The organism is Dyella sp. A6 (assembly GCF_036320485.1).
GTDB classification, from domain to species: Bacteria; Pseudomonadota; Gammaproteobacteria; order Xanthomonadales; family Rhodanobacteraceae; genus Rhodanobacter_A; species Rhodanobacter_A aluminiiresistens.
In genome coordinates, this window is the sequence record NZ_CP132911.1 from 820,797 (window position 1) to 844,242 (window position 23,446).

Annotated in this window: 12 protein-coding genes; 6 read left to right on the plus strand and 6 right to left on the minus strand. The window is 68.0% G+C overall.

The features are described from left to right. The 5 genes from RA164_RS03365 to RA164_RS03385 all read right to left on the minus strand — a co-directional run bounded on the left by RA164_RS03365 (position 1) and on the right by RA164_RS03385 (position 11,103). Positions 1-2,064, minus strand: a complete 2,064-nt coding sequence (locus tag RA164_RS03365) for a M13 family metallopeptidase (protein ID WP_329742567.1) — start codon at positions 2,062-2,064, stop codon at positions 1-3. Between the two features lie 122 nt (positions 2,065-2,186). Further along, the gene (locus RA164_RS03370) at positions 2,187-5,927 is read right to left on the minus strand and encodes a translocation/assembly module TamB domain-containing protein (protein WP_329742568.1); all 3,741 of its coding nucleotides are present in this window, start codon (positions 5,925-5,927) and stop codon (positions 2,187-2,189) included. 43 nt (positions 5,928-5,970) lie between these two features. Beyond that, a complete protein-coding gene (locus RA164_RS03375) occupies positions 5,971-7,749 on the minus strand; it encodes an autotransporter assembly complex protein TamA (RefSeq protein WP_329742569.1) in 1,779 nt (592 codons plus the stop codon). 104 nt (positions 7,750-7,853) lie between these two features. After that, complete coding sequence (locus RA164_RS03380; protein WP_329743469.1) at positions 7,854-10,400, minus strand: glycosyltransferase family 2 protein; 2,547 nt, start codon at positions 10,398-10,400, stop codon at positions 7,854-7,856. 235 nt (positions 10,401-10,635) lie between these two features. Beyond that, positions 10,636-11,103 carry a Dps family protein gene (locus tag RA164_RS03385; RefSeq protein ID WP_329742570.1) on the minus strand — a complete coding sequence of 156 codons (468 nt, stop codon included), beginning with the start codon at positions 11,101-11,103 and terminating at the stop codon, positions 10,636-10,638. A 118-nt stretch (positions 11,104-11,221) separates the two neighbouring features. On the opposite strand from RA164_RS03385, the gene hrpA reads away from it, so the two are divergent. Then, positions 11,222-15,310: an ATP-dependent RNA helicase HrpA gene (hrpA, locus tag RA164_RS03390; RefSeq protein WP_329742571.1), complete on the plus strand. Its 4,089-nt coding sequence runs from the start codon at positions 11,222-11,224 to the stop codon at positions 15,308-15,310. Here the strand turns inward: hrpA and RA164_RS03395 are convergent. Then, positions 15,302-15,538 carry a hypothetical protein gene (locus tag RA164_RS03395; RefSeq protein WP_329742572.1) on the minus strand — a complete coding sequence of 79 codons (237 nt, stop codon included), beginning with the start codon at positions 15,536-15,538 and terminating at the stop codon, positions 15,302-15,304. The genes hrpA and RA164_RS03395 overlap by 9 nt on opposite strands. An 87-nt stretch (positions 15,539-15,625) precedes the next feature. Here RA164_RS03395 and RA164_RS03400 point away from each other — a divergent pair, with 87 nt between their 5' ends. From RA164_RS03400 to RA164_RS03420, 5 genes are all read left to right on the plus strand, one after another. Next, on the plus strand, positions 15,626-17,755 hold the full coding sequence (locus RA164_RS03400; protein WP_329742573.1) for a RelA/SpoT family protein: 2,130 nt from the start codon (positions 15,626-15,628) through the stop codon (positions 17,753-17,755). A 125-nt stretch (positions 17,756-17,880) separates the two neighbouring features. Then, on the plus strand, positions 17,881-19,569 hold the full coding sequence (locus tag RA164_RS03405; protein ID WP_329742574.1) for a hypothetical protein: 1,689 nt from the start codon (positions 17,881-17,883) through the stop codon (positions 19,567-19,569). Continuing rightward, the gene (locus RA164_RS03410) at positions 19,566-20,417 is read left to right on the plus strand and encodes an NAD(P)H-binding protein (protein WP_329742575.1); all 852 of its coding nucleotides are present in this window, start codon (positions 19,566-19,568) and stop codon (positions 20,415-20,417) included. The genes RA164_RS03405 and RA164_RS03410 overlap by 4 nt, the downstream gene beginning before the upstream one ends. A 126-nt stretch (positions 20,418-20,543) precedes the next feature. Next, entirely contained in the window at positions 20,544-22,880 is a 2,337-nt protein-coding gene (gene mrcB, locus RA164_RS03415) for a penicillin-binding protein 1B (RefSeq protein WP_329742576.1), read from the plus strand. A gap of 1 nt (position 22,881) precedes the next feature. Beyond that, positions 22,882-23,412: a tetratricopeptide repeat protein gene (locus RA164_RS03420; RefSeq protein ID WP_329742577.1), complete on the plus strand. Its 531-nt coding sequence runs from the start codon at positions 22,882-22,884 to the stop codon at positions 23,410-23,412. Positions 23,413-23,446: the final 34 nt, after the last annotated feature.

Genomic DNA, 23,446 nt, shown 5'->3' on the forward strand with positions numbered 1-23,446 from the left:
TTACCAGATCTTCACGCGCTGATCCGGCTTCAGGTACAACTTCTGCCCCGGCTTCACGTCGAACGCCTTGTACCACGGGTCGAGGTTGCGCACGGTGAGGGCACGGAACTGCGCGGGCGCGTGCACGTCGGTGGCCAGTCGCTGGCGCAGCGCGGCGTCGCGGATCTTCGAGCGCCATGCCTGGCCGAAGGCGAGGAAGAAGCGCTGGTCGCCGGTCAGGCCGTCGATCACCGGCGCGGGCTTGCCGTGCAGCGACTTGTGATAGGCGACGTAGGCGATGGTCAGGCCGGAGATGTCGGCGATGTCCTCGCCCAGGGTCTGCTCACCGTTGACGTACAGGCCGGGCAGCGCCTGGTACTGGCTGAACTGCTTGGCCAGCTGCTGGGTGGCGGCCTTGAAGTGCGCCAGGTCGGTCGGCGTCCACCAGTTTTCCAGCTTGCCCTGCGCGTTGAACTCGGAGCCGGTGTTGTCGAAGCTGTGGCTGATCTCGTGGCCGATGATCGCGCCGATCGCGCCGTAGTTCGCCGCCGGGTCGGCCTTCGGGTCGAAGAACGGCGCCTGCAGGATCGCGGCCGGGAAGTTCAGCGCGTTCTGCAGCGGCAGGTTCACTGCGTTCACGGTCTGCGGGGTCATCCACCATTCGCCGCGGTCGACCGGCTCGTGCAGCTTGGCTTTCTGGTACTCGTATTCGAACTTGAGCGCGCGCTGGTGGTTGCCGATCGGGTCGTTGGGCTTGATTTCAAGCGAGGCGTAGTTGCGCCATGTTCCGGGATAACCGACACCGACCTTGAGCGTCTCCAGCTTCTCCTCGGCCTTGGCGCGGGTGGCGGGAGTCATCCAGGTCAGCGTGCCCATGCGTTCCTTGAAGGCGGCGATCAGGTTCTGCACCAGCTGCTGCACCGCGACCTTGGACGAAGCGGGGAAGTACTTCTTCACGTAGAGCTGGCCCACCGCATCGCCGAGGTCGGTGTTGGTGGCGGCCACCGCACGCTTCCAGCGCGGCTGCTGCTCGGGCGTGCCCTGCAGGGTCTTGCCGTAGAAATCGAAGTTGAGGTTGGCGAAGGCGTCGGGCAGCAGCGGCGCGCTGGCGTTGATGGTGTGGAAGACCAGCAGGTCCTTCCATGCATCCAGCGGCTGGCTGGCGACCAGTGCGGACAGTCCGGTGATGGCGCTGGGCTGCCATACGTCGATCTGCTTCTGGTCGCTGAGGCCGGCGGCGGCGAAGTAGGTGGTCCAGTCGAGGCCGGGGGCCTTGCTGGAGAAGTCGGCCATGCTCCAGAGGTTGTTTGCCTTGTGCACGTTCTCGCTCTCGAGCAGGCTTTCCTGGGCCTGCGCGATCCTGGTTTCCAGCGCCACGACGGCCTGTGCCTTCGCGTCGGCGTCCTTGACGTGGGCCAGCTTCAGCAGCGCGGCGACGTAGGTCTTGTACTTGGCGAGGGCGGCGACCATGTGCGGGTCGCTGGACAGGTAGTAGGCGCGGCTGGGCATGCCCAGGCCACCCTGCAGCAGGTAGGCGATGTGGTGCGACGGGTCTTCCAGACCCTGCGTCACGAACAGGCCGAACAGGTGCTGGGTGTGGAAGTGGGTGGCGTTGATCGGGTCGACGTCGGCGCGCAGGCGGCTGCCGAGCACGCGGGCCAGCTGTTCCTTCGAATGAATGTCCTCGATCGCCGAGAGCTCGTGCTTGATCGGCTTCAGGCCCAGCTTGTCGATATTCGCCTGGTCCATGTAGGCGGCGTAGTAGTCGGCGATCTTGCGCTCGTTGGTGCCGGGCGCGGCATGGTCGCCTCGGGCACTGCGGATCAGGTCGGCGGTGTGTTTCTCGGTCTTGTTGTAGATGGTGAGGAAGGTGCCGATGCTGGAGCGGTCGGCCGGGATGGTCGCGGTCTTCAACCAGTCGCCGTTGGCATAGTCGAAGAAATTGTCGCCCGGCTTCACTGCATGGTCGATACCGGCCAGGTCGATGCCGATATCGCCCTGGGCTGCGGGCGAGGCGGCCCATGCCGAGGTGCCGAAGAGGGTGGCGGCAATGGCCGCGGCAAGAATCCAGCGTGTGCGTTGCATGTGGTTACCTCGCGAAACGGGAGAGGCCCGCACGGCGGTGCGGGCGTAAGGAAAATGGCGTCCAGCATGCCACCAGTGGGCATGCCAGGCACGTCGCGGCGCGGAATGCGCGGGTATCGCAGCTATTTCTCATAGCGGTAATTGAGGCTGGCGCGGCTGAAGTCGGTGGCGTTCTGTGCCTCGAGGTTCCAGCGATGGCTGAGGCGGAAACGCATGGTGATGACCTGGCCGGGTTCGAACAGGCCCACGCCGTAGCTCAGGTAAAGACGCGGCGACAGGTATTTGCCTACCGTGAAGGCGGCACCGCCGCCCAGTGCTTCGTTGCTGGACACGCCCATGTCCAGGCCGGTTCTGGCGCCGACGCTCTTGGCCAGCAGGTCGCCGGTGGCCGAGCCCAGCGCCTGCGCAGCGGCGCCCACCATGTTGCCTTCGCCGCCCTTCACCTGCGACAGCGGCTTGCCGGTGACCAGGTAGGACAGCGCATCGGACTGCTCCATCACCGGGTTGGAGAATACGGTGAGCACCGGGCGCTTGGCGGTGCCGCTGACCAGCAGCCCGACTTCCTGGCCTTCGTCGACCGTGCTGTTGGGATTGAGCTTGCGCACGGCCTTGATGCTGAGTCCGGGGTTGTCGATCGGGGTGCTGGCGAACAGCAGTCGTCCGAGTTCGATGTGCAGGTTCTGGCCATAGGCCTTGTAGGTGCCGTTGACCGTGATCTGGCCTTGCCCGGTGGTGGCGTGGCCGGGGCGGTCGTTGACGGTCAGCAGGCCGCCCAGGCGACCGTTCAGGCCGAAGCCCACCAGGTGCGTGCTGGGGCCGAGGTCCACTTTCACCGCGGCGGTGACGGGGATCGGCGCTGCGGCCGCAGCTTGCTTCTGGCCGACGATCACCACGTCGGGCGAGGCCTGACTGGCACCGCCGCCGGGCAGCTTTTCCACGTTCACGTCGGCGCTGTCGATGTTCACGCTGCCGCCGACATGGATGCCGGTGGTGTCCTGCTTCACCACTAGATCGGGCGACACCACGACCTTGGCTGCCGGGATGTCCGCGGCCATGAACTGCCGGCCCTTGATGGTGACGCTGGTGGGGGCGGTGGCGCCCATACCGGCGGTGCCGGCGACACTCAGGGTGCCCTTGCCGGACTGGATGCTGCCGTCGATCAGGAACTGCTTCGCGTCGGTGGTGCTGACCGATACATGACCCTTGCTCAGGCTGAGTCCGGCATCGGGAATTTCGGCGGCGAAGCCGTCCAGCGTGGCCTGGCCGGCGAGCGCCGGCTGCTTCAGGCTGCCGCCCAGCTGGAAGCTGCCGTCGAGGCGACCCTTCACGTTGGCGACTTCATCGGTCAGCAGTTCGATGAAGCCCAGCTGGTTGAGATGAAAGGCCACTTGTCCGGCCAGTGCCTGCTGCGATCCGCTGATGCTGGCATGCGCATCCAGGCTGCCGTTGGCGTCCAGTTTCGCGTGTGCCTCGACCTGCTGCACCGAAGGGGTCAGCGTGGCATCGAGGGACAGGTTGTCGTAGGTCAGCAAAGGCTCGGCAGGGTGTTCGGTGTAGGTAATGCTGCCGTGCGTCGAGCTGATGCGGGCATGGCCGCTGAGCTTGCCGCCGGGCGTGCGCTGCAGCTGGCCATTGCCGTCCAGGCTGCCGTCCGCACGCACCGGCATGCCGCCGTTGCCGGTGGCATCCACCAGCATGGACAGTGGCAGGGCGTGCAGCAGGTAGCTGGCATCGAGGGCGCCTGCCTTGTCCTGCCGTGCAGTGACGCAGACCCTGGGATCGCCCGCGCTCAGGCAGAGCCGGGACAGGCTGGCCGCGCCGTCATTCCAGGCCAGTTTCACGGGCTGCTGCAGGCGCCAGTCGGGCATGCCCTGTGGCGTCAGGGTCAGCGTGGACAGGGTGCCGTGCCAGGCCTGGCCGTGCAGGCCGCCGTGCAGGGCAAGCCGGACCGAAAGCGGTTTGCCCTGCGCATCGAGACGCAGCCGGTGGTCGGCCTGGCTGCCTTCGGCCAGCAGGTCGATACGGCCGAAGGCGAGGCTGCCGGCCAGCACCTTGCTGGCATCCAGCTGCAGCTTGCCGGCTGGGTGGCTGATGTCGGGCAGGCCGACGATCAGCCGCAGTTTCTGCAGGCTCTGGTCCTGCCAGGCCAGCGACTGTCCGTCGGCATGGCCATTGATGCTGAGCGCGGGCCACAGGCCCTGTATGCGGAAGTCGCCATCGAACGAGCCGCGGGCCGCCGGCAGCCAGTCGCCCAGCGAAGCGACGGCAAGCTTGAGATCGACATCGTTGCGCTTGCCGGGACGGGCGTCGATCCGCACACGGCTGCGGCCGACGCGCAGGGCGAGCTTGCCGTCGATGACTTTCGTGGGCGACAGATGCAGGTGGCCGCTGCCGTCGACCTTGCGTTGGCGCAGGCGGCCGTCGAGTTTCTGCAGGTCGAGGCTGGCTTCGAGCCCCTGCGTGGTCAGTGCGCCGTGGGTGTCCAGCGCCAGATTCAGCGCACCGTTCCAGCCGGCCAGCAGCTGGCCGGGATCGAACTGCTTTGCCTGTGCCTTGAGGTTCCATGCCAGTGCGGGCTGCAACGTCACCGTGCCGTTGGCATCGAGGCCGCCCTGTGGCTGCTGCAGCTTCAGCGTGTTCAGCGTGATCTGTTCAAGCGTGCCGTCCAGATCGAGCGCCAGCCGGGCCAGTCGTCCGGGCGGGCCGACCGCGATGTCGCCGGCGACATGGTATTGCCCGGTGTCGCCACGCACGGTGAGCTGGCCGTGACTGGCCAGCGCCTGGCCGACCAGGTCGGCGGGCAGCTGCAGCTTGTTCCAGGCGAGCGCCAGCTCGCCTCGCATCGGCGTTGTATCGAGCTGCACTTGGCCGTTCGCGTCGAGCGTGCCCGGAACCTGCGGGGAGGCGAGCTGCAGCTGTTTCAGGTACAGCGTCTTGTAAGCGCTGTCGAAGCGCGCGACCAGTGGTTGCAGCGCCACGCGGTACCGGTTCAGGTCGAGCGTGCCGGTCAGCGTGCCACCGAGCTTGTCGCCGTGACCGTCGAGATGTGCGGCCAGCCGGGTGAGTGAGCTGGCCCCGAGCAGGGGCTTGGGGTCGAACGAAGGCAGCGCCAGTTTCGCGGTCCACGGCAAGGAGCCCGACTGGGTGAGGGCGAGGTCGAGTGTCGCCACGGTGGGGCGGGTCAGCTTGATGCTGGCATGCGCGGTCGAGCCGTCGCTGCTGGCCGACAGGGTGCCGGCATAGTCGGTGTCGCCCGCGCGCCAGGCAAAGCCGGCCTTGCCCTGGCCCATGTAGCGGCGGCCGACGGCGAGCTGTCCGGCCAGCTCGGCATGACCGGCAGGGGCCTGCAGTGCCAGCTGCTTCACTGCGATGCCGGCATGGGTCCAGCGTGCGGCAAGTTCGAACCGGTTGGCGACCAACAGCGGCTGTCCGGCACGGATGATCCTGAGGCGGGTGACGCGCACGCGATCGAGCAGCAGCGCGATCGGTGGTTCCAGCGAAAAGGGGCTGCTGCTGGTGCTCTGTCCGCTCGCCGCTGGCAGATCCACGTCGACGCCATCCGCGTCGAGGTCGAGCACATGCAGGCGCTTGCGCAGCAGCGGCCAGAAGCTCAGCTCGAGATGGGCATGGGCAAGCTTCACCCGCGTGCCCTGGCCGTTGTCGTAGGCCAGGCCGGTCAGGTCGAGCGGCCCGAGGAGGCAGCCCCGTGCACTCTGCACCGAGAGTGCCCCGTGCATCGCGCCTTCGGCCCGGGCCAGCGCGAAGCGCAGCCCGGCGCCGGTATCGAGCAGCCACCACAGCAGCACGGCCACCGCCAGCAACAGGCCGGCAAAGACCACGCCGATGAGCTTGAGCCACTTCATGCGGTCGCTCCCGCAGGACGGGGCGGAGTTGTCGTCGCCACGATCATAGGTCCGGCCCGATCACGATGTGCAGTTCCATGCCGTGGTGGGTCCGGTCGTGTACGGGAAAGCCGAAGTCGACGCGGATCAGGCCCACCGGCGAGCGCCAGCGCACGCCCAGGCCGGCACCGATCCGCGGGCTGTAGCGGGTGCCGCTGAACGCGTTGCCGGCATCGACGAAGGCGGCCATGCCCCAGGCGTGGGTGAAATAGTGTTCCACCGTGGCGCTGCTCACCAGCAGGTTGCGTCCGCCGATCACCCGGCCGTAGCTGTTTTCCGGGCCGATCGACTGGAAGGCGTAGCCGCGCACCGAACGGTCGCCGCCGGCGAAAAAGCGCAGCTGCGGCGGCAGCGCGGAAAAGTTGCCGGTCCAGGTGGTGCCGACGCTGCCGCGCAGAATCAGCCGGTCGCGCCGGGTGAAGCCGCGGATCCACTTGGCATTGGCCTGGAGCTGGCTGAAGCGGGTGGTCGAAAGCAGGCTGCCGGCAGTACTGCGGGCGTACAGTTCCAGCGACCAGCCGCGACGCACGAAGTCGGGGTTGTCCGCATGCTTGCGGGTCAGCGAAGCCTCGCCGAACACCAGCTCGCTGCGGCCGTGTTCCACCCCCGGCGCGGTGTCCGCCAGGTTGCCGCCCTGGCCCACGGTGAAAGTGCCAATCAGCGCATGCACGCCCACCGTGCGCACCCAGCCATGCCACAGCCGGCTGTCGTTGCCGACCAGTTCGAGCGTGCGCGATTTCGAGGTGTCGGTGTTGGCGTCGCGGAAGTTGGCACCGAAGTTCAGGCTGCGCTGGTCCGGCCCCGGCATCGGAATGGAGTACAGCGTGGACAGGGTCTTCAGCCGCTGCGCCAGCACCAGCTCGTTCTTCCACTTGTGGCCGCGGTTGTTGACCCAGCGGCGTTCGATGCCGCCGCGCATGCCGAAGCCGGTATCGGTGCCGATGAACGGGCCGCCGGTATAGATGGTGCGCTTGGCCGGCACCAGCTGCACGGTGATGTCGACGCTGCCGTGGCTGGCCTTGTCCACGTCGGGCAGCACGTTGACCACCGAGAAGTAGTCGGCACCGGTGAGCGCCTGCTGCAGCCCCAGCAGCTGGCTCTGATCGAAATAGTCGCCGCGCTTGAACGGCACGTAGCGTTGCAGGAAGCCGGGCCGGAACTGGGAGCCCTCGAACTTCACCTGGCCGTAGCGATAGCGCGTGCCCGCATCCCATGCCAGCCTGATCGCCGCGGTGTGCGCCGGCGGGTTCACTTCGACCCGGTGGACCTTCATCTTCGCGTCGAGGAAGCCCTCCGCCGTGAGTGCGCTGCTCAGTGCGTCGCGGTCGGCATCGTAGGTGGCGTCGTCCAGCCGGTGGCCGCGCAGGCGCTCGATCCTGCGGGCAGCGGCGCGGATCGACGGAATGGCCAGCGCGTCGCGGTCGAGCTTGATGTCGACCGTATTCACCTTGACCGGTTCGCCGGGCTTGACGTGCAGGGTGACCTGCCAGTCGTTGCCGTCCCGACGCAGCTGGCCGGTGACCGTGGCGTCGTAATAACCGTATGGCTGCAGTGCGGTGCGTGCCTCGTCGCTGGCGCGCTCGTAGAGGCGCCGGATCTGCGCGTCGCTGACCTCGCGCGAGGCGTATTGCGACAGGCTGACGCCGGCCGTCACGGCAGCCTTGAGCGGGTCGTCCACGCCATCCACGGTCAGTTTCACGCCCGCATGGGCGAATGCCGGAAGCAGCAGGAGCAGGGCGAGGCTCCAGCGGGCGGGCCCCGGGCGTCGGGAACAGCGGCGCATGCGCGGGGTTCCATCCTCTTTGAATCTTTCGGCCTAGCTTAGCGCAGTGTCCGTTGGCGACTGATGAATGCCCCGCGGCAAGCCTTGCCTGAAACGGATTGTGCTCAGCCCGCCTTGTCGCCGGAGCGATGCGCGATCCAGGCACCGACCAGGGCCGACACGTAGGGGATCGACTGCGCGGCCAGGATGAAGATCCACAACATGCCTTCGATGTAGTGCGTGCCGTAGCTGCGGGCCATACCGATGATGCACAGCGCCAGCGCGATCGCCATCAGGCCCTCCTCGCGTACTGGCGCGAAAGCGGCGAAGTTGCTGCCGCCCATGCGCCGGCTCTTGGCGGTCACCACGAACGAGGTCTTCTCGCGGGTGAGGCCGTGCAGGATGCCGCGTGCGATCGCGTGCGACAGGCCCATGCTGGCCAGTGACGCCATCAGGGTGTCGTACCAGCTGCACGGGACGCGCGCGCGGTACAGCACGATGCCGAAGATCGCCTTGGCGAAGAAGAAGCCGATCACCGGGATCAGGAACAGCTGCATCGGCAGGCTGAACACGCTGGGGAAGGCCACCATGCCGGCGGTCCAGAAGATCGCCATCAGGGTGAAGATCAGGTGCAGCGCATCGGCGAACCAGCTGAACCAGCCGGTCAGGAAGTGGAAGCGCTGGCCGCTGCTGAGCGGACCCTTCCGGGTCATCCAGTCCCAGCGACCCTTGAGGATCTGCATCGCACCGAACGCCCAGCGGTAGCGCTGGCTCTTGTATGCCTTGAAGTCGGCCGGGGTCAGGCCCTTGCCCATCAGCTCGTCGACGTAGACCAGCTCGTAGCCGGCATGCATCAGGCGCAGGCCCAGCTCGGCGTCCTCGCAGATGGTCCATTCCGACCAACCACCGGTGCCCTCCAGCGCCGAGCGCCGCACCATCGTCATGGTGCCGTGCTGGATGATCGCGTTGCGCTCGTTGCGGTGGTGCATGCCGATGCGGAAGAAGCCGTCGTATTCCCACGCGGTCATGCGGCGGAAGCGGTTGTGCTCGAAGTCGCGGTGCGCCTGCGGGCACTGCACCACCGCCACCTTGGGGTCGTGGAAGTGGCCGGTGAGGGTGGCCAGCCAGTCGTGGCGCACCACGTAGTCGGCGTCGATCACCGCCACCACGTCGGCGCGCGGGTCGGTTTCCTTCAGGCCGAAGTTCAGCGCGCCGGCCTTGTAGCCGGGCCAGGGTTCCAGGTGGAAGAAGCGGAAGCGCTTGCCGAGCTTCTCGCAGTAGGCCTGCACCGGTTGCCAGGTCGCCGGGTCCTTGGTGTTGTTGTCGATCACCAGCACTTCGTAGTTGGCGTAGTCCAGCTCGGCCAGCGAGTCGAGCGTGACGATGACCATTTCCGGCGGTTCGTTGTAGCAGGCCAGGTGGATCGACACGAACGGCTGCTTGTCGGGGCTGTCCGGGCGCAGCATGCCGGCGTGGCGGACCCATTCGCGCCGCCACAGCACCTCGGTGAACTCGAAGCCGTTGATCAGCAGGATGGCGAGGATCGCGACCTGGGCCGGGAACAGCAGCGCCAGCATGGTCCAGTCGATCCAGTCCAGGTAGAAGTTGAACGGCAGCGTGGCCGACCACACGATCAGGCCGCAGGCCAGCTGGATCAGCGCACAGAAGAAGAACCGGCCGGTCAGCTTGAAGCGCACGTAGCGGCGCGCGAACCAGATCATCGGCAGCAGCGCCAGCAGGCTGGCGGCCAGCGCCTTCCACGGCCAGCCGGTGTCTTCGGTGACCGGGCCGGTGAACGGGAACTTCAGCTGGCGATCGGCGTTGAACATGCCCCAGTAGGCCTCGGTATGGCTGCCGAGCTGTTCTTTCCAGGGCTGGTCGAACGCTTCCATCACGTAGTAGTCGACGTGGTCGCGTTTGGCCACGTTGAACCATTCGCGCAGGAAGATCGCCTCGTTCGACACCGACGGCTTGGCGTACTCATGGCGGTCGCCATTCGAGGGCCAGCCGATCTCGCCCACCACGATCGGTTTGCCGGGGAACATCTGCCGCAGCTTCTGGTAGCTGCCCAGCGCCGAGGCGATGGCCGGGTAGTGGTCCAGCCCCTTACCGCTACCGGTGAGCGGGATGCCGTTCCAGTACGGGAACAGGTGCACCGTGATGAAGTCCACGTGCTGCGCCAGCTCGGGATACTTTTCCCAGATGTAGTCCGGCTCGGCGATCGACACCGGCTGGCGGATCGCTGCGCGTACGCGGTCGACGTAGGCCATCAGCTTGGCCGGCGGCAGGTCGTTGCGGAACAGCACCTCGTTGCCGACGATCACCCGGTCGATGGTTTTCGGGTAGCGCCGCGCCATCGCGATCAGCGCCTCGATCTCCTTCTCGTTGTTCTCCAGCCGCGTGTCGATCCACGCGCCGGCCATCACGTGCAGGCCTTCCTTGTGGGCCAGCCGCACCACCTGCGGGTTCTGCAGCATGGAATAGATACGGATGTGGTCGGTGTAGCGGTGCAGCAGCTTCAGGTCGCTGTCGATCTGGGCGCTGCTGGGGAAGTCGCCGGCCAACGGACTCTGGTAGCGCCGGAAGAACGACACCGCAAAGCCGCTGATCGGTCCGTGCCAGTTTTCGGGACCGTGCGGCAGGTTGCCCCACCACCACAGGCCGATGTTCATCGAAGCCACGACCAGGGCCAGCAGGATGGCGGTGAACAGCGATGGCTTGCGGATGGGTTTTGCGCTCAAGACGATCCCCGTGGCTCGCCTCCGTTCCGGGCGAGGCAAAAACGCAAGGAGCTTAACCAATGCCGCGTCACGCGCTCAATAAATTACGCATGCCACGGTCAGCGCAAGGTCAGGGGCCGTGTGGAGCACCGGGCCGCGCACAAACCTGCGGCCCGGTGCCATCGGCTTATTTCAGCAGCGAGCGCAGCATCCAGGCGGTCTTCTCGTGCTCTTTCAGGCGGCCGGTCACCATGTCGGCGGTGCCCTCGTCGCCGGCCTTGTCGGCGGCCTTGATGACCTCGCGCGCGGTGTGCGCGGCGATCTCGTGGCCCTCGACCAGCTGGCCCACCATGTTCTTCCAGTCGGGTACGCCCGCCTCCTCCTTGATCGAGGTCAGCTTGCCGAACTGGCTGTAGGAGCCGGGGGCGAACACGTCCAGCGTGCGGATGCGCTCGGCGACCTCGTCGGCAGCCAGCCACAGTTCGTTGTACTGCGTCTCGAACATGGCATGCAGGCTGTTGAACTGCGGGCCGGTGACGTTCCAGTGGAAGCTGTGCGTCTTCAGGTACAGCGAATAGGTGTCGGCCAACAGCTTGGACAGGTGCTTGGCGATCTGTTCGCGGTCTTTCTTGGCGATGCCGATGTTCGCGGCCATGTGTGGCTCCTTCAGGGTGTCGACGAGCGGATGGTCACCACAGTATCCCTTTGCGGTGTCGCGGTGAAATGAATACTGCCGATGCGGGCGATAGCCAGCGGCTATCATATGCAGCTTCATGAACGACGCATCCGCCCCCACGACCCGCCCGCCTTCCGCCCACCCGCCGCGCGTGTCGCGCCAGGCGCTCGACGACGTGTGCAGCCGCGATTTCGGCCGCCTGCTCGGCCGCTGGCGTGGACTGTCGCGGCGTCCCGACGAGAAGAAGCTGGCGGCGCTGGCCGCCGACATCGAGGCTTCCGCAGCCCGGCGCCACGCCCGTGCCCAGGCCAAACCGGCGATCCGGCTGGATGAGGCGCTGCCGATCACCGCCCGCGCCGACGACATCGTCAAGCTGATCCGCGAAAACCAGGTGCTGGTGATCGCCGGCGAGACCGGGTCGGGCAAGACCACCCAGCTGCCCAAGCTGTGCCTGGCCGCCGGCCGGGGCGAGGCCGGGCTGATCGGCTGCACCCAGCCGCGCCGGCTGGCGGCGCGTTCGGTGGCCCGTCGCGTGGCCGAGGAACTGGGCACCCAGCTCGGCGACCAAGTGGGTTTCCAGGTGCGCTTCACCGACCAGGTGTCCGAGCGCAGCCTGGTGAAGTTCATGACCGACGGCATCCTGCTCGCCGAGACCCAGGGCGATCCGTGGCTGTCGGCCTATGACACCCTGATCATCGACGAGGCGCACGAGCGCAGCCTCAACATCGACTTCCTGCTCGGCTATCTGAAGCGGCTGGCGGTGAAGCGGCCGGACCTGAAGATCATCGTCACCTCGGCGACCATCGACACCGCACGCTTCGCCGAACATTTCGACGGTGCGCCGGTGATCTCGGTGGAGGGCCGCGCCTATCCGGTGGAGGTGCGCTGGCGCGCGCTCGACCAGATCGGCGAGGAACGCACGCGTGGCATGAGCCAGGGCAGTGCCGAGCATATCGCCGCGGCGCTGGACGAGATCACCCGCGAGGACCCGCGCGGCGACGTGCTGGTGTTCCTGCCGGGCGAACGCGAGATCCGCGACGCGCATCTGCTGCTGTCGCGCCGGCAGTACCGCGAGACCGAGGTGCTGCCGCTGTATGCGCGCCTGTCCGCTGCCGACCAGGACCGGGTGTTCCGGCCCGGTCCGAAGCGGCGCGTGGTGCTGGCCACCAACGTGGCCGAGACCTCGCTCACGGTGCCGCGCATCCGCTACGTGATCGACACCGGCACCGCGCGGGTGAAGCGCTACAGCCAGCGCAGCCAGCTCGAGCGCCTGCACGTGGAGCCGGTCTCGCAGGCGGCAGCCGACCAGCGCAAGGGGCGCTGCGGTCGTGTGGGGCCGGGCGTGTGCTACCGCCTCTACGACGAGGCCGACTTCGCCGCGCGCAGCGAATTCACCGACCCCGAGCTGCTGCGTTCGTCGCTGGCCAACGTGATCCTGCGCATGCTGGCGCTGAAGCTGGGCGAGGTGGATGACTTTCCGTTCCTCGACGCGCCCGACCCGCGCGTCGTCGCCGACGGCTATCGACGCCTGGCCGAGATCGGCGCGATCGACGACGAGCGCCGGCTGACCGTCACCGGGCGCACCCTGGCGAAACTGCCGATCGACGTGCAGCTTGCCCGCATGCTGGTCGAGGCGCAGCAGCGGCACAGCCTGCGCGAAGTGCTGACGATCGTCGCCTTCCTCAGCATCCAGGATCCGCGCGAACGCCCCGCCGATGCGCGCCAGCAGGCCGATGCCGCCCACGCCGTCTTCGCCGATCCCAAGTCCGACTTTGTCGGTGTGCTGAACCTGTGGCGCGCGTACGCCGAAGCGCACGAGGAACTGACCCAGTCGAAACTGCGCGACTGGTGCTCGCGGCACTTCCTCAGCTTCATGCGCATGCGCGAATGGCGCGAGCTGCACCGGCAATTGCTGCTGGTGGTGCAGGAGCTTGGCTGGTCCCTGGACAGCGCCCGAGCCGACGCACCGGCGACCGCCGTGGCCCATGCCGGGCGACGCGACGCTCCGGCGGGCCAGGGCAGGGGACGTCGCCGGCGCACCGCGAACGAAACTTCGCGCCAGCAGCCGACCGCGACGGCATCGACCCGCGGGGCGAACGGCCGCGCGCAGCAGGCACCTGCCGACGCGGAGCGGGAAGCGTCGCTGCGGTTCGAGGCGGTGCACCGCTGCCTGCTGGCCGGTCTGCCGACCCAGGTCGGGCGCAAGGACGAGCGCGGCATCTACCAGGGCACGCGCGAGCGCAAGTTCCAGGTATTTCCCGGCTCGGCACTGGCCAAGGTGGCGCCGAACTGGATCTTCGCCGCGCAGATTCTCGATGTCGGCGGCAAGGTGTGGGGCATGATGTGCGCGCGGGTCGAACCGGGCTGGATCGAGCAGCAGGCTGCACACCTGCTGCGCACCAGCTGTCGCGACGCGCACTGGTCGAAGAAGCGCGGCTGCGTGGTGGCCTACGAACAGGTCAGCCTGTTCGGATTGACCCTGGTCGAGCGCCGGGCGGTGACCTTCCAGCAGCAGGACCCCGCGCTGGCACACGAGATATTCCTGCGCGAGGCGCTGGTGCGCGGCGACCTCGATGCACGCGCCGACTTCGTGCGCGCCAACCGGCGCGTGCTGGAAGATGCCGAGGGCATCGAGGCGAAGCAGCGTCGCGAGGGCCTGATCCGCAACGAAGACGAGCTGGTCGATTTCTTCCGCGGCAAGCTGCCGGAAGACATCGCCAGCAGCCGCGCGCTGGACGCCTGGTACCCCCACGCGCGGCCGGCCGAACAGGCCGCGCTGCGCTGGTCGATCGACGACGTGATGGCCGGTGGTGCAGGGCTGGATCCGAAGGCGTTTCCGGCCGCGCTGGAGATCGTGCCGAAAGGCGCCACGGCCCAGCGCTACCGGCTCGAATACCGTTTCGTGCCCGGCGACGAGGCCGACGGCGTCACCCTGCAGTTGCCGCTGGCCATGCTCAACGCGCTGCCGGCCACGCGTTGCGAGTGGCTGGTGCCGGGGCTGCTGGCGGACAAGGTGGCCGAACTGATCCGTGGCCTGCCCAAGGCCCTGCGCCGCAACTTCGTGCCCGCGCCCGATTTCGCGCGTGCTTTCGTCGAAGCCGAGAGCCCGCGCGAGCAGCCGCTGGTCGCAGCATTGGCCGGGTTCCTGAAGCGCACCACCGGCGTCGATATCGGAGTGACCGAATTCGAGGGCAGTGCACTGGCACCGCATTCCCTGATGCGCTTCCGCCTGCATGACGACAGTGGCCGCACGCTTGCCGCCGGGCGCGATCTCGGCGCGCTGCGTGCGCAGTGGGAAGGGCGTGCGCGCGAGGCGTTTTCGCGCAAGACCGACGTGGAGCTGACCCGCGAGGACGTGACCGCCTGGGATTTCGAGGAGATCCCGCGCGAGGTGCGCTCGGCTGGCGGGCTGCTGGCCTTCCCGGCCCTGGTGGATCTGGGTGAGACGGTTGCGCTGCGGGTGTTCGAGCGGCGTGACGAGGCGGCCGAGGCGCATCTCGCCGGGGTGCTCCGTCTGCTGCGCAACGCACTGGCCAGCGATCTCAAGCAGGCGCGTCGACGTCTGCCGATCGGCAATCCGCTGGCACTGAAATACGCACCGCTGGGCGGGGTGGACGGGCTGCGCGAGGATCTGGTCGAAGGAGGCCTTGCCGACATGCTGGCGAACCTCGACCTCGATGTGCGTACAGCCGGTGCGTTCGAGACGCTGCATATCCAGGCCGCGCGCGAGCTGTTCGCCGCGGCGATCGAGCGGCTGAAGCTGGCCGAGCCGGTCATCGAGGCGCAGGCCGACCTGAAGCCCTGGCTGGAGCCGCCGATGATGGGCTTCGCCCGCGCCAGCTACGACGATCTGCGCGAGCAGTTCGAGGCCTTGCTTGTGCCCGGCTTCCTGCGCGAGCTGCCGACCACCCGGCTGGCCCACCTGCCGCGCTACCTGAAGGCGATGCGGCTGCGCGCCGAACGCCTGCGCCAGGACCCGGCCAAGGACCAGCAGCGCATGCTGCAGGTGCTGCCGTACTGGCGCGAATATCTGCGCCATCGCGCGGTGGGTATGGTCCACCTGGACGAACTGCGCTGGCTGATCGAAGAGTGGCGCGTTTCGTTGTTCGCGCAGGAACTGAAAACGGCCGAGCCGGTTTCGGCCAAGCGGCTGGCCAGGGCACTGGAGGCACTCGGCTCAGCGTGATCGTTGCGCCTGCCGCCGGCGCAGCGCGGCGATACCGCCGGCAAGCGGCAGCAGTCCGGCGATGGCTGCCAACGCCGGATGCGCGTGTGCCAGATCGCGCAGCGAGGGCGCGCCGGCGTCGGCCCAGCGGGTGGCCAGCCATGCGCACAGCAGGGTCAGCGCCGCAGTAACGACGGCGACGAGCAGCGGCTTGAGCAGGCGCATCGGGTAACCGTGCAAAACCCGCATGCTAGCAGCGCCAGTCTGGCCGTGCCGTTCGCGGCAAGGCGACGTCGTCGCGTGGGATACTGATAAGGAAGCATCAGGGACGTCTGCATGGCCAAGGTTCAATCCCCCGTCGATCTGCCGACATGGCGCGAACGCGTGGCCGCGTCCGCGCCGTCGTTGGCGGACGCGCTGGCGGCCTGCACGCAGCATGGCATCGACGATGCCTCGTATCGCGACGTGCTGGACCAGCTGGTGATGCTCGGCTGCGATGTGCAGACCCAGGCGTCGGCACTGTGGTTCGCGCTGGCACAGGCCGATCCCGAGGCATGGACGGCCCGTGTGCAGGCGGTGCCGGAAGACATCCGCCGGCTGGTGGAAGGACAACAGGCGGCGGAAAAGGTCTGGGCGCTGCATGCACAGCGCGCGGCTGGCGGTGGTTCCGAAGGGCTGCGCCGGCTGCTGCTGGCGATCATCCGCGACCTGCGCGTGGTGTTCGTGCTGCTGGCGCGTCAGCTCGCACGCATGCGCGGTGCGGCGACCCTGCCCGAAGCCGAGCGGCAGGAACTGGCGCGGCTTACCCGCGACATCCATGCGCCGCTGGCCAACCGGCTGGGCATCTGGCAGCTGAAGTGGGAGCTGGAGGATCTGGCCTTCCGTTACCTGCAGCCGGACGTCTACAAGCGCATCGCCCGGCTGCTGGACGAGCGCCGTGCCGATCGCGAGGGCTTCATCCGCGAGTCGCTGGACGAACTGGGCCGGGCACTGGCTGCAGCCGGCATCAAGGCCGAGCTGGCCGGCCGGCCCAAGCACATCTATTCCATCTGGAAGAAGATGCAGCGCAAGGACCTGGAGTTCGACGAGCTTTACGACATCCGGGCCGTGCGTGTGCTGGTGGACAACGTGGCCGACTGCTATGCCGCGCTGGGCGTGGTGCATGCGCTGTGGCCGCATCTGCCGCGCGAGTTCGACGACTACCTGGCTCGGCCCAAGGGCAACGGTTATCGCTCGCTGCATACCGCGGTGATCGGTCCGCGCGGCAAGACGCTGGAGGTGCAGATCCGCACCCACGAAATGCATCGCGCCAACGAACTGGGCGTGGCTGCGCACTGGCGCTACAAGGAGGGCGGGGCCGGCGATGCGGAGTTCGAGGCGAAGATCGCCTGGATGCGCAAGTTGCTGGACGGGCGCGGCGAGGACGAAGGCGCGCTGGCTGCCGATCTCAAGACCGAGCTGCTGGAAGACCGCGTCTATCTGCTCACCCCGAAGGGCGAGGTGTTCGATCTGCCGCACGGCGCCACCGTGCTGGATTTCGCCTACCACGTGCACACCGAGGTCGGTCATCGCTGCCGTGGCGCCAAGGTCAACGGACGCATCGTGCCGTTGACCTTCCAGCCGTCCAGCGGTGACCGGGTGGAGATCCTCACCGCCAAGCTGGCCGAGCCCAGCCGCGACTGGCTCTCGCCGCACCACGGCTATCTCGCCACGAATCGCGCCAAGGAAAAGGTGCGCACCTGGTTCCGGCGCAGCGCGCTGGAGGCCAACCTGGCCGCGGGGCGGGCCATGTTCGAACGCGAGCTCAAGCGGCTGGCGCTGCCGGACGCCGACATCGCCAGGCTGCCCGCGCACTTCCACCTGAACACTCATGACGACCTGCTGGTCGCGCTGGCGCTGGGCGAGATCAGCCCGGGCCAGGTCTCGCGGGTGCTGCAGGAAGCCGCGCAACCGACGCCGGAGGTCACCCAGTCATCGTCGCCGGTCGCCTCGCGGCACAGTGTGCTGGATCACAGCGCACTCACCATCGAAGGGGTCGGCAACCTGCTCACCACGCTGGCCCGCTGCTGCCAGCCGCTGCCGGGGGATGCTGTGCGCGGGTATGTCACCAAGGGGCGTGGCGTGTCGGTGCACCGGGCGGACTGCCCCAGTCTCGCGCGGCTGGTCCGGCGCGACCCCGACCGCGTGATCGAGGTGACCTGGGGACGCGCTTCCGCACAGGCCTACGAGGTGGATGTCGAGCTGCACGGCTACGACCGCAAAGGCCTGCAGAAAGACGTGGCCGGCGTCATCAGCAATGCCAGCGTGAGCATCATCGCCTCGTCCAGCCGGCTGTTCACCCGCAGCGGCGAGGTCGAGATGCGCTTCACCCTGAGGGTGCGCGACTTCGAGCAGTTGTCGGCGCTGCTGGACCGGCTGGCCGCGTTGCCGAACATCGTCGATGCGCGGCGCATCGGCGGCGGCTGAGCGCCTGGCCGGGGCGGCCCGGGTCCAGGCTTGCCGCCAGTTGAACGCAACAATCTCCGGCGCGGGCGAATGCCCTTCGCGATGCTAAGCTCCCGCCTTTAGATCCGGCGGTTTTGCACTCGACCATGAGCGGACATCGCGACCCGCATGTACCTGGCCCCCAGGGCCGCACCGAACCGAAACTTGGCGATCTCGGCGAGCTGGATCGACCGCGCCCGAAAGCCGGCGACAACCTGCCGCGGATGTCTGCCGAGCCACGCCGCCAACGTGCCGCCGAAGCCGCGCCTGCGAAGCATGGCCGTCGCGGCTGGCTGATCCCGCTGTTTGCGCTGGCGCTGATCGTCGGCGGCATGCTGCTGTGGCTCAACCAGTCCAGCCTGCGCGCACTGATTCCGCGCACCGACTTCGACAGCATTCTGCATCGTGCCCAGGTGGCCCTGCAGGAAGGCAACCTGGACGGCAACAACGGCACCAGCGCGCGCGAGCTTTTCGAAGCCGCACGCGCGCTGGAACCCGACGACAACCGCGCGCTCAATGGCCTGCAGGAGGTCGGCAAGGCCGAGATCGCCCGAGCTGACGCCTCGCTTGCCGCCGGGCATGTCAACCAGGCCGAACAGTCGCTGGTCGCCGCGCGCGAACTGCTGGGCGGCGGTGGCGACGTGGAACGCTTGAGCAAGGCGATCGACAAGGCGCGCAATGCCGATGGGCAGGTCGACACCCTGATCGGCCAGGCCCAGCAGGCATTTGCCGATGGCCGCCTGGACGGGCCGGGGGGCGCGGGCACGCTGTACCAGCAGGCACTGGCCGCCGATCCGGACAATGCCGTGGCCAAGCACGGTCTCGACCAGGTCGGCGGTGCGTTTGCGGTGCAGGCCCGTCAGGCGCTGGCGAGTGGCAATCGCAGCGCGGCCGATGCGCTGATCGGCCGACTTGCCGCGCTGCTGCCCAATTACGCTGACCTGCCGTCGCTGCGCGCGGCGCAGACCCAGCTGCAGCAGCAGGACGACAGCACCGTGGCCGACGATCTGCAGCAGGGTCAGGATGCCCTGCGGGCCGGCAACATCAACGGGCCCGGCCAGAATACGGCGCTGGCCTATTTCAAGGCGGCACTGGCGATCGATCCGGACAACGCCCAGGCCAAGGCGGGCCTGGGGCAGGTGGCGGCCGCGCTGGTGGTGCAGGCCAATGCGGCGATCGATGGTGGCGATAACGCCCAGGCGACACAACTGCTCGACCAGGCCGCGGCGCTGGCGCCCGAGTCGGCTGACCTGCTGGCGGCGCGCGCACGCCTGCAGACTCCGGTGGGAGCGCAGGGTTTGCCGCTGGTTTCCACCACGGCCGGTGCGACCAGTCCGCCGGTGGACCTGACCGCGCAGCAGAAGGCCCAGGTGGCCACGCTGGTGAAGCGCGCGAAGCTTGCTGCCGCGCAGGGCGAGATCATGAGCCCGCCCGGCAACTGCGCCTACGACCTGTACCGGAGTGCGCTGGCCATCAATGGCAATGACCCGTCCGCGCTGGCCGGTTTGCAGGGCTTGCCTGGGCTGGTTTCGCACCAGTTCGGACAGGCCTTGTCGGCGGGGAACCTCGGGCGCGCCGGCAACCTGCTGGACGCGCTGGGCAACCTGTCGCCGGGCGACGCCAGCCTGGGGCCGATGCAGCAGCGACTGGCCGGCGCATGGCTGGACCAGGCGCAGCAGCAGCTCGACAGCGGCGACCGTGCCGGCGCCGCGCTGTCGCTGGATCAGGCCCGCAAGCTCGCACCGAATCATCCGCGCCTGCTCGAACTGACCGAGCGCATGCAGGGCGGCGCATGACCGTACTGGTGTTTGGCGGCAGCAGCCAGATCGGTCATTTTCTGATGCCGCTGCTGTGCGCCCGGGGCGTGCCGGTGGTGGCGCTGAGCCGCCGTCCGCGCACGGTGCGTGCCGGGCTTGCATGGATCGAGGGCAGCCTGCCCGATACCGTGCCGGTCGTGCGCGACGTATCCGCGGTGATCAGCTTCGGCCCCCTGCTGCCGTTCGCACAGTGGCTGGAGTGGACCGAGTTGCCGCTGGCGCCCAGGGTGGTGGCGACCAGTTCGATGAGTGCCGAGAGCAAGCGCAACTCCATGGTTGCGGCCGAACGTGATATCTCACGGCTGCTGTGCGAGGGCGAAGCCGCGCTTGCCGCGGCCTGCGAGCGTCGCGGCAGCGCCTGGACCGTCTTCCGTCCCACCCTTATCTATGGTGCGGGGCTGGACAAGAGCCTGACCCCGATCGCCCAGCGTGCGCAGCGCACGCATGTGTTTCCGTTGCCGGCGGGATCGGGATTGCGTCAGCCGGTGCATGCCGCGGACATCGCGCAGGCGGTGCTGGCGGCACTGGACCAGCCGGCTGCGGCCGGCCGGATCCTGCCGCTTGGCGGCGGCGAACGCCTGACCGCGGCGGAGATGTTCGCCCGGGTCAGGCGCAGCCTGCCCACGGCGACGCTACCCGTGCCCGTGCCGGGTTGGGCCCTGCGCGGCGCGCGTCATGTGCTGCCACGGCTGGCTGGTCCACTCGACCGATTGCAGGCTGACCTGGTCGCCGACAACACCGAGCTGACGAAGCTGCTGGGTGTCTCTCCGCGCCCGTTCCGCCCCGATGTCGATTGCTGGCGGCCGCGTGCTGCGGATGCCTCGTGAGCGGACATTGCCCGGATTCGCGCCGTGTTATGACGGTGTTTCGCCCGCTGTGCGCCGCCGTCGTTCATCCGCGCGCGGGGGCGCTCACCCTATGATCGGCTCAATGCATCAAGGGGTGATTCCACGTTGGCTTTCCTGACCCGAACACGAACCGTCGCACGGACCGTCTGGCCGTGGGTGCGCATCCCGTTCTGGATCGTCACCGGCCTGTTCTTCGGCTTCATGCTGCCTTACACCCTGGTGCTCAACAAGCGCGTGCAGGATCGCTTCAACGATCTGGTGTTCGCCGTGCCGACGCGGGTGTTCGCCCGTCCGCTGCCGCTGGCGCCGGGCGAGCCGATGACCCCGGCGGCGCTGAAGCTGGAGCTGACCTTTGCCGGCTACATCGACGACGGTCGCGGCCACGTGCCCGGCAGCTGGGCACGCAACGGTTCAACCTACGTGATCTCGTCACGCGGCTATGTCGACCCCGATGGCGGCGAACTGCCGAAACGCATCCGGCTGGTGCTGGGCAGGGGTGTGATTGCCTCGGTGCATGACCTGGCAACCGGAAGGTCGATCGCACTGACCCACCTGGACCCGGCACGCATCGCCACCGTGTACGGCGCCAAGCAGGTGGACCGGCGCATCGTGCAGCTCGCCGACGTGCCGCCGTTGCTGGTCACCGGGCTGCAGGCGGTGGAAGACCGCAGCTTCAAGAGCAATATCGGCATCGACTTCACCGGCATCCTGCGCGCGGCGTACGCCGACCTGCGTGCCGGGCATTCGGTGCAGGGCGGCTCCACCCTGACCCAGCAGCTGGTGCGCAACCTGTTTCTCAGCCGCAAGCAGACGTTGACCCGCAAGTTCAACGAGGCGCTGATGTCTGTGCTGCTGGACATGCACTACAGCAAGGGGCGGATCCTCGAGGCCTATATCAACGAGGTCTTCCTCGGCCAGCAGGGCAACCAGTCCGTGCACGGCTTCGCCGCCGCGTCGGAGTTCTATTTCGGGCGTCGCCTGCAGGACCTGCGGCCGCAGGAGATCGCCATGCTGGTCGGCATGGTGAAGGGGCCCAGCTATTACGATCCGCGGCGCTATCCGAAGCGTGCGCTGGAGCGGCGCAACCTGGTGCTGCACGAATTCGCAGTCACTGGTCTGATCACCCAGGCCCAGGCGCAGGCTGCGCAGCAGACGCCGCTGGAAGTGATCAGCAACGGCCAGTTGCCGCACGACCGTTTCCCCGCCTTCATGCAGCTGGTGCGCAAGCAGATCACCAACGATTTCGACGAGCAGACTCTGCGTCAGGGCAACCTGTCGATCTACACCACGCTGGACCCCGCAGCGCAGATCTATGCCGAGCAGGCGATCGACGAGACGCTGAAACATCTGGGCAGACGCGGACATGGCGTGCAGGCGGCGGCCGTGGTCACCGACTCGCACACCGGCAGCGTGCTGGCGGTGGTCGGCAGCCGCAACCCGGGCGACACCGGGTTCAACCGCGCACTGGATGCACGCCGGCCGATCGGTTCGACCATCAAGCCATTCGTGTACCTGGCGGCGCTGACCGACCCTGCGCACTGGAACCTGGCCACCGAGCTGGACGACAGCCCGATCAGCATGCGCCAGCCGAACGGCACGCTGTGGACGCCGCACAACGACGACAACCAGAGCCACGGCATGGTGCCGATGGTCGACGCACTTGCCCACTCGTGGAACCTGGCCAGCATCCGGCTGGGGCTGGCGGTGGGCTTGCCGCGGATCCAGGCCTTCCTCAAATCATTGGGTCTGGACAACGTGGGTGCCGATCCGTCGATGCTGATCGGTGCGATCGACCTGGCGCCGATCCAGGAGGCGCAGATCTACGAATACCTGGCTTCCGATGGGCATGCCCTGCCGTTGCTGGCGGTGCGCGGTGTGGTCGACGGCAACGGCCACACCATCAAGCGCTACGAAGTGCAGCAGGGCAAGGGCGAGTACCAGGAGGCGGTGCGGCTGGTCACCTGGGCGATGCAGCAGGTGGCGATCTACGGCACCGCTCATTCCATCGGCGACTCGGGACTGGCCTGGCTGCATGCGGCGGGCAAGACCGGCACCAGCAACGACATGCGCGACAGCTGGTTTGCCGGCTTTACCGGCGACCGGCTGGCGGTGTTCTGGATGGGCCGTGACGACAACAAGCCGACCACGCTGTTCGGCGCCAGCGGTGCACTGCGTGCCTGGCGCGACCTGTTCGCGAAACTGCCGACCCGGCCGTTGTCGCCGGCGCCGGGCGCGGGGCTGCAGATGGCCTGGATCAATCCCGCGGACGGCAAGCCGACCGACTCCGAGTGCGAAGGTGCGATCCAGGTGCCGGTGGTTGCCGGTTCGCTTCCGACCGATACCGAGGGCTGCTTCTGGCAGCGTATCGGTCACCTTTTCGGTGGCGGTCCAGCCACGTCTTCGAGCTCGCCCGCCACTCCCAATGCTTCTTCCGGAAACTGAAATGTCGAACCGCGCTGTACGACTCCGCTCATGGATGGCTCTGGCCGGCGTTGCCGCCCTGCTGGCGGCCTGCAGCCCGCCGAACCCGTCGCGCCCCGAACCGCCGCTGCCGTCGAACGCGCAGATGGTGCAGGCGATCCGTGCCGCCGGCGCCAGCGACAAGTCCGTGATCAACGTGCATCCGTTGCGCGATCCCGGCGTGACCTCGCTGCGCGATGCGGCGATCAGCAACGAACTGGCTGGGCAGTATGCGCAGGCGGCACAGCACTTGGACGAAGCGCTGAAAATGAGCCCCGACGCGCCGGACCTGCTGCAGGATCGTGCCGAAGTGGCGGTCTACCTGGGTGACTACGCGATGGCAGGACAGCTCGCGCACCGCTCGTGGTCGCTCGGTCCGAAGCTGGGGCCGCTGTGCGAACGCAACTGGCAGACCATTGTCGAGCTCGACCTGCATGCACGCGACGCCGTTTCAGCGGCCAGCGCGCGCAAGCAGGTCGCGGCCTGCCACAAGGCGGACATTCCACGCTTCTGATCCGTGCCGGTCTGATACGCGCCGGTGCCGCTCA

Excerpts from the sequence above, each read along its gene's own strand:
- RA164_RS03400 (WP_329742573.1), top strand. The coding sequence starts at position 15,626 with ATGGCCAAGGTTCAATCCCCCGTCGATCTGCCGACATGGCGCGAACGC.
- RA164_RS03375 (WP_329742569.1), bottom strand. The coding sequence starts at position 7,749 with ATGCGCCGCTGTTCCCGACGCCCGGGGCCCGCCCGCTGGAGCCTCGCC.
- RA164_RS03420 (WP_329742577.1), top strand. The coding sequence starts at position 22,882 with ATGTCGAACCGCGCTGTACGACTCCGCTCATGGATGGCTCTGGCCGGC.
- RA164_RS03365 (WP_329742567.1), bottom strand. The coding sequence starts at position 2,064 with ATGCAACGCACACGCTGGATTCTTGCCGCGGCCATTGCCGCCACCCTC.
- hrpA (WP_329742571.1), top strand. The coding sequence starts at position 11,222 with ATGAACGACGCATCCGCCCCCACGACCCGCCCGCCTTCCGCCCACCCG.
- RA164_RS03405 (WP_329742574.1), top strand. The coding sequence starts at position 17,881 with ATGAGCGGACATCGCGACCCGCATGTACCTGGCCCCCAGGGCCGCACC.
- RA164_RS03380 (WP_329743469.1), bottom strand. The coding sequence starts at position 10,400 with ATGAACATCGGCCTGTGGTGGTGGGGCAACCTGCCGCACGGTCCCGAA.
- RA164_RS03395 (WP_329742572.1), bottom strand. The coding sequence starts at position 15,538 with ATGCGGGTTTTGCACGGTTACCCGATGCGCCTGCTCAAGCCGCTGCTC.
- RA164_RS03385 (WP_329742570.1), bottom strand. The coding sequence starts at position 11,103 with ATGGCCGCGAACATCGGCATCGCCAAGAAAGACCGCGAACAGATCGCC.
- RA164_RS03410 (WP_329742575.1), top strand. The coding sequence starts at position 19,566 with ATGACCGTACTGGTGTTTGGCGGCAGCAGCCAGATCGGTCATTTTCTG.
- RA164_RS03370 (WP_329742568.1), bottom strand. The coding sequence starts at position 5,927 with ATGAAGTGGCTCAAGCTCATCGGCGTGGTCTTTGCCGGCCTGTTGCTG.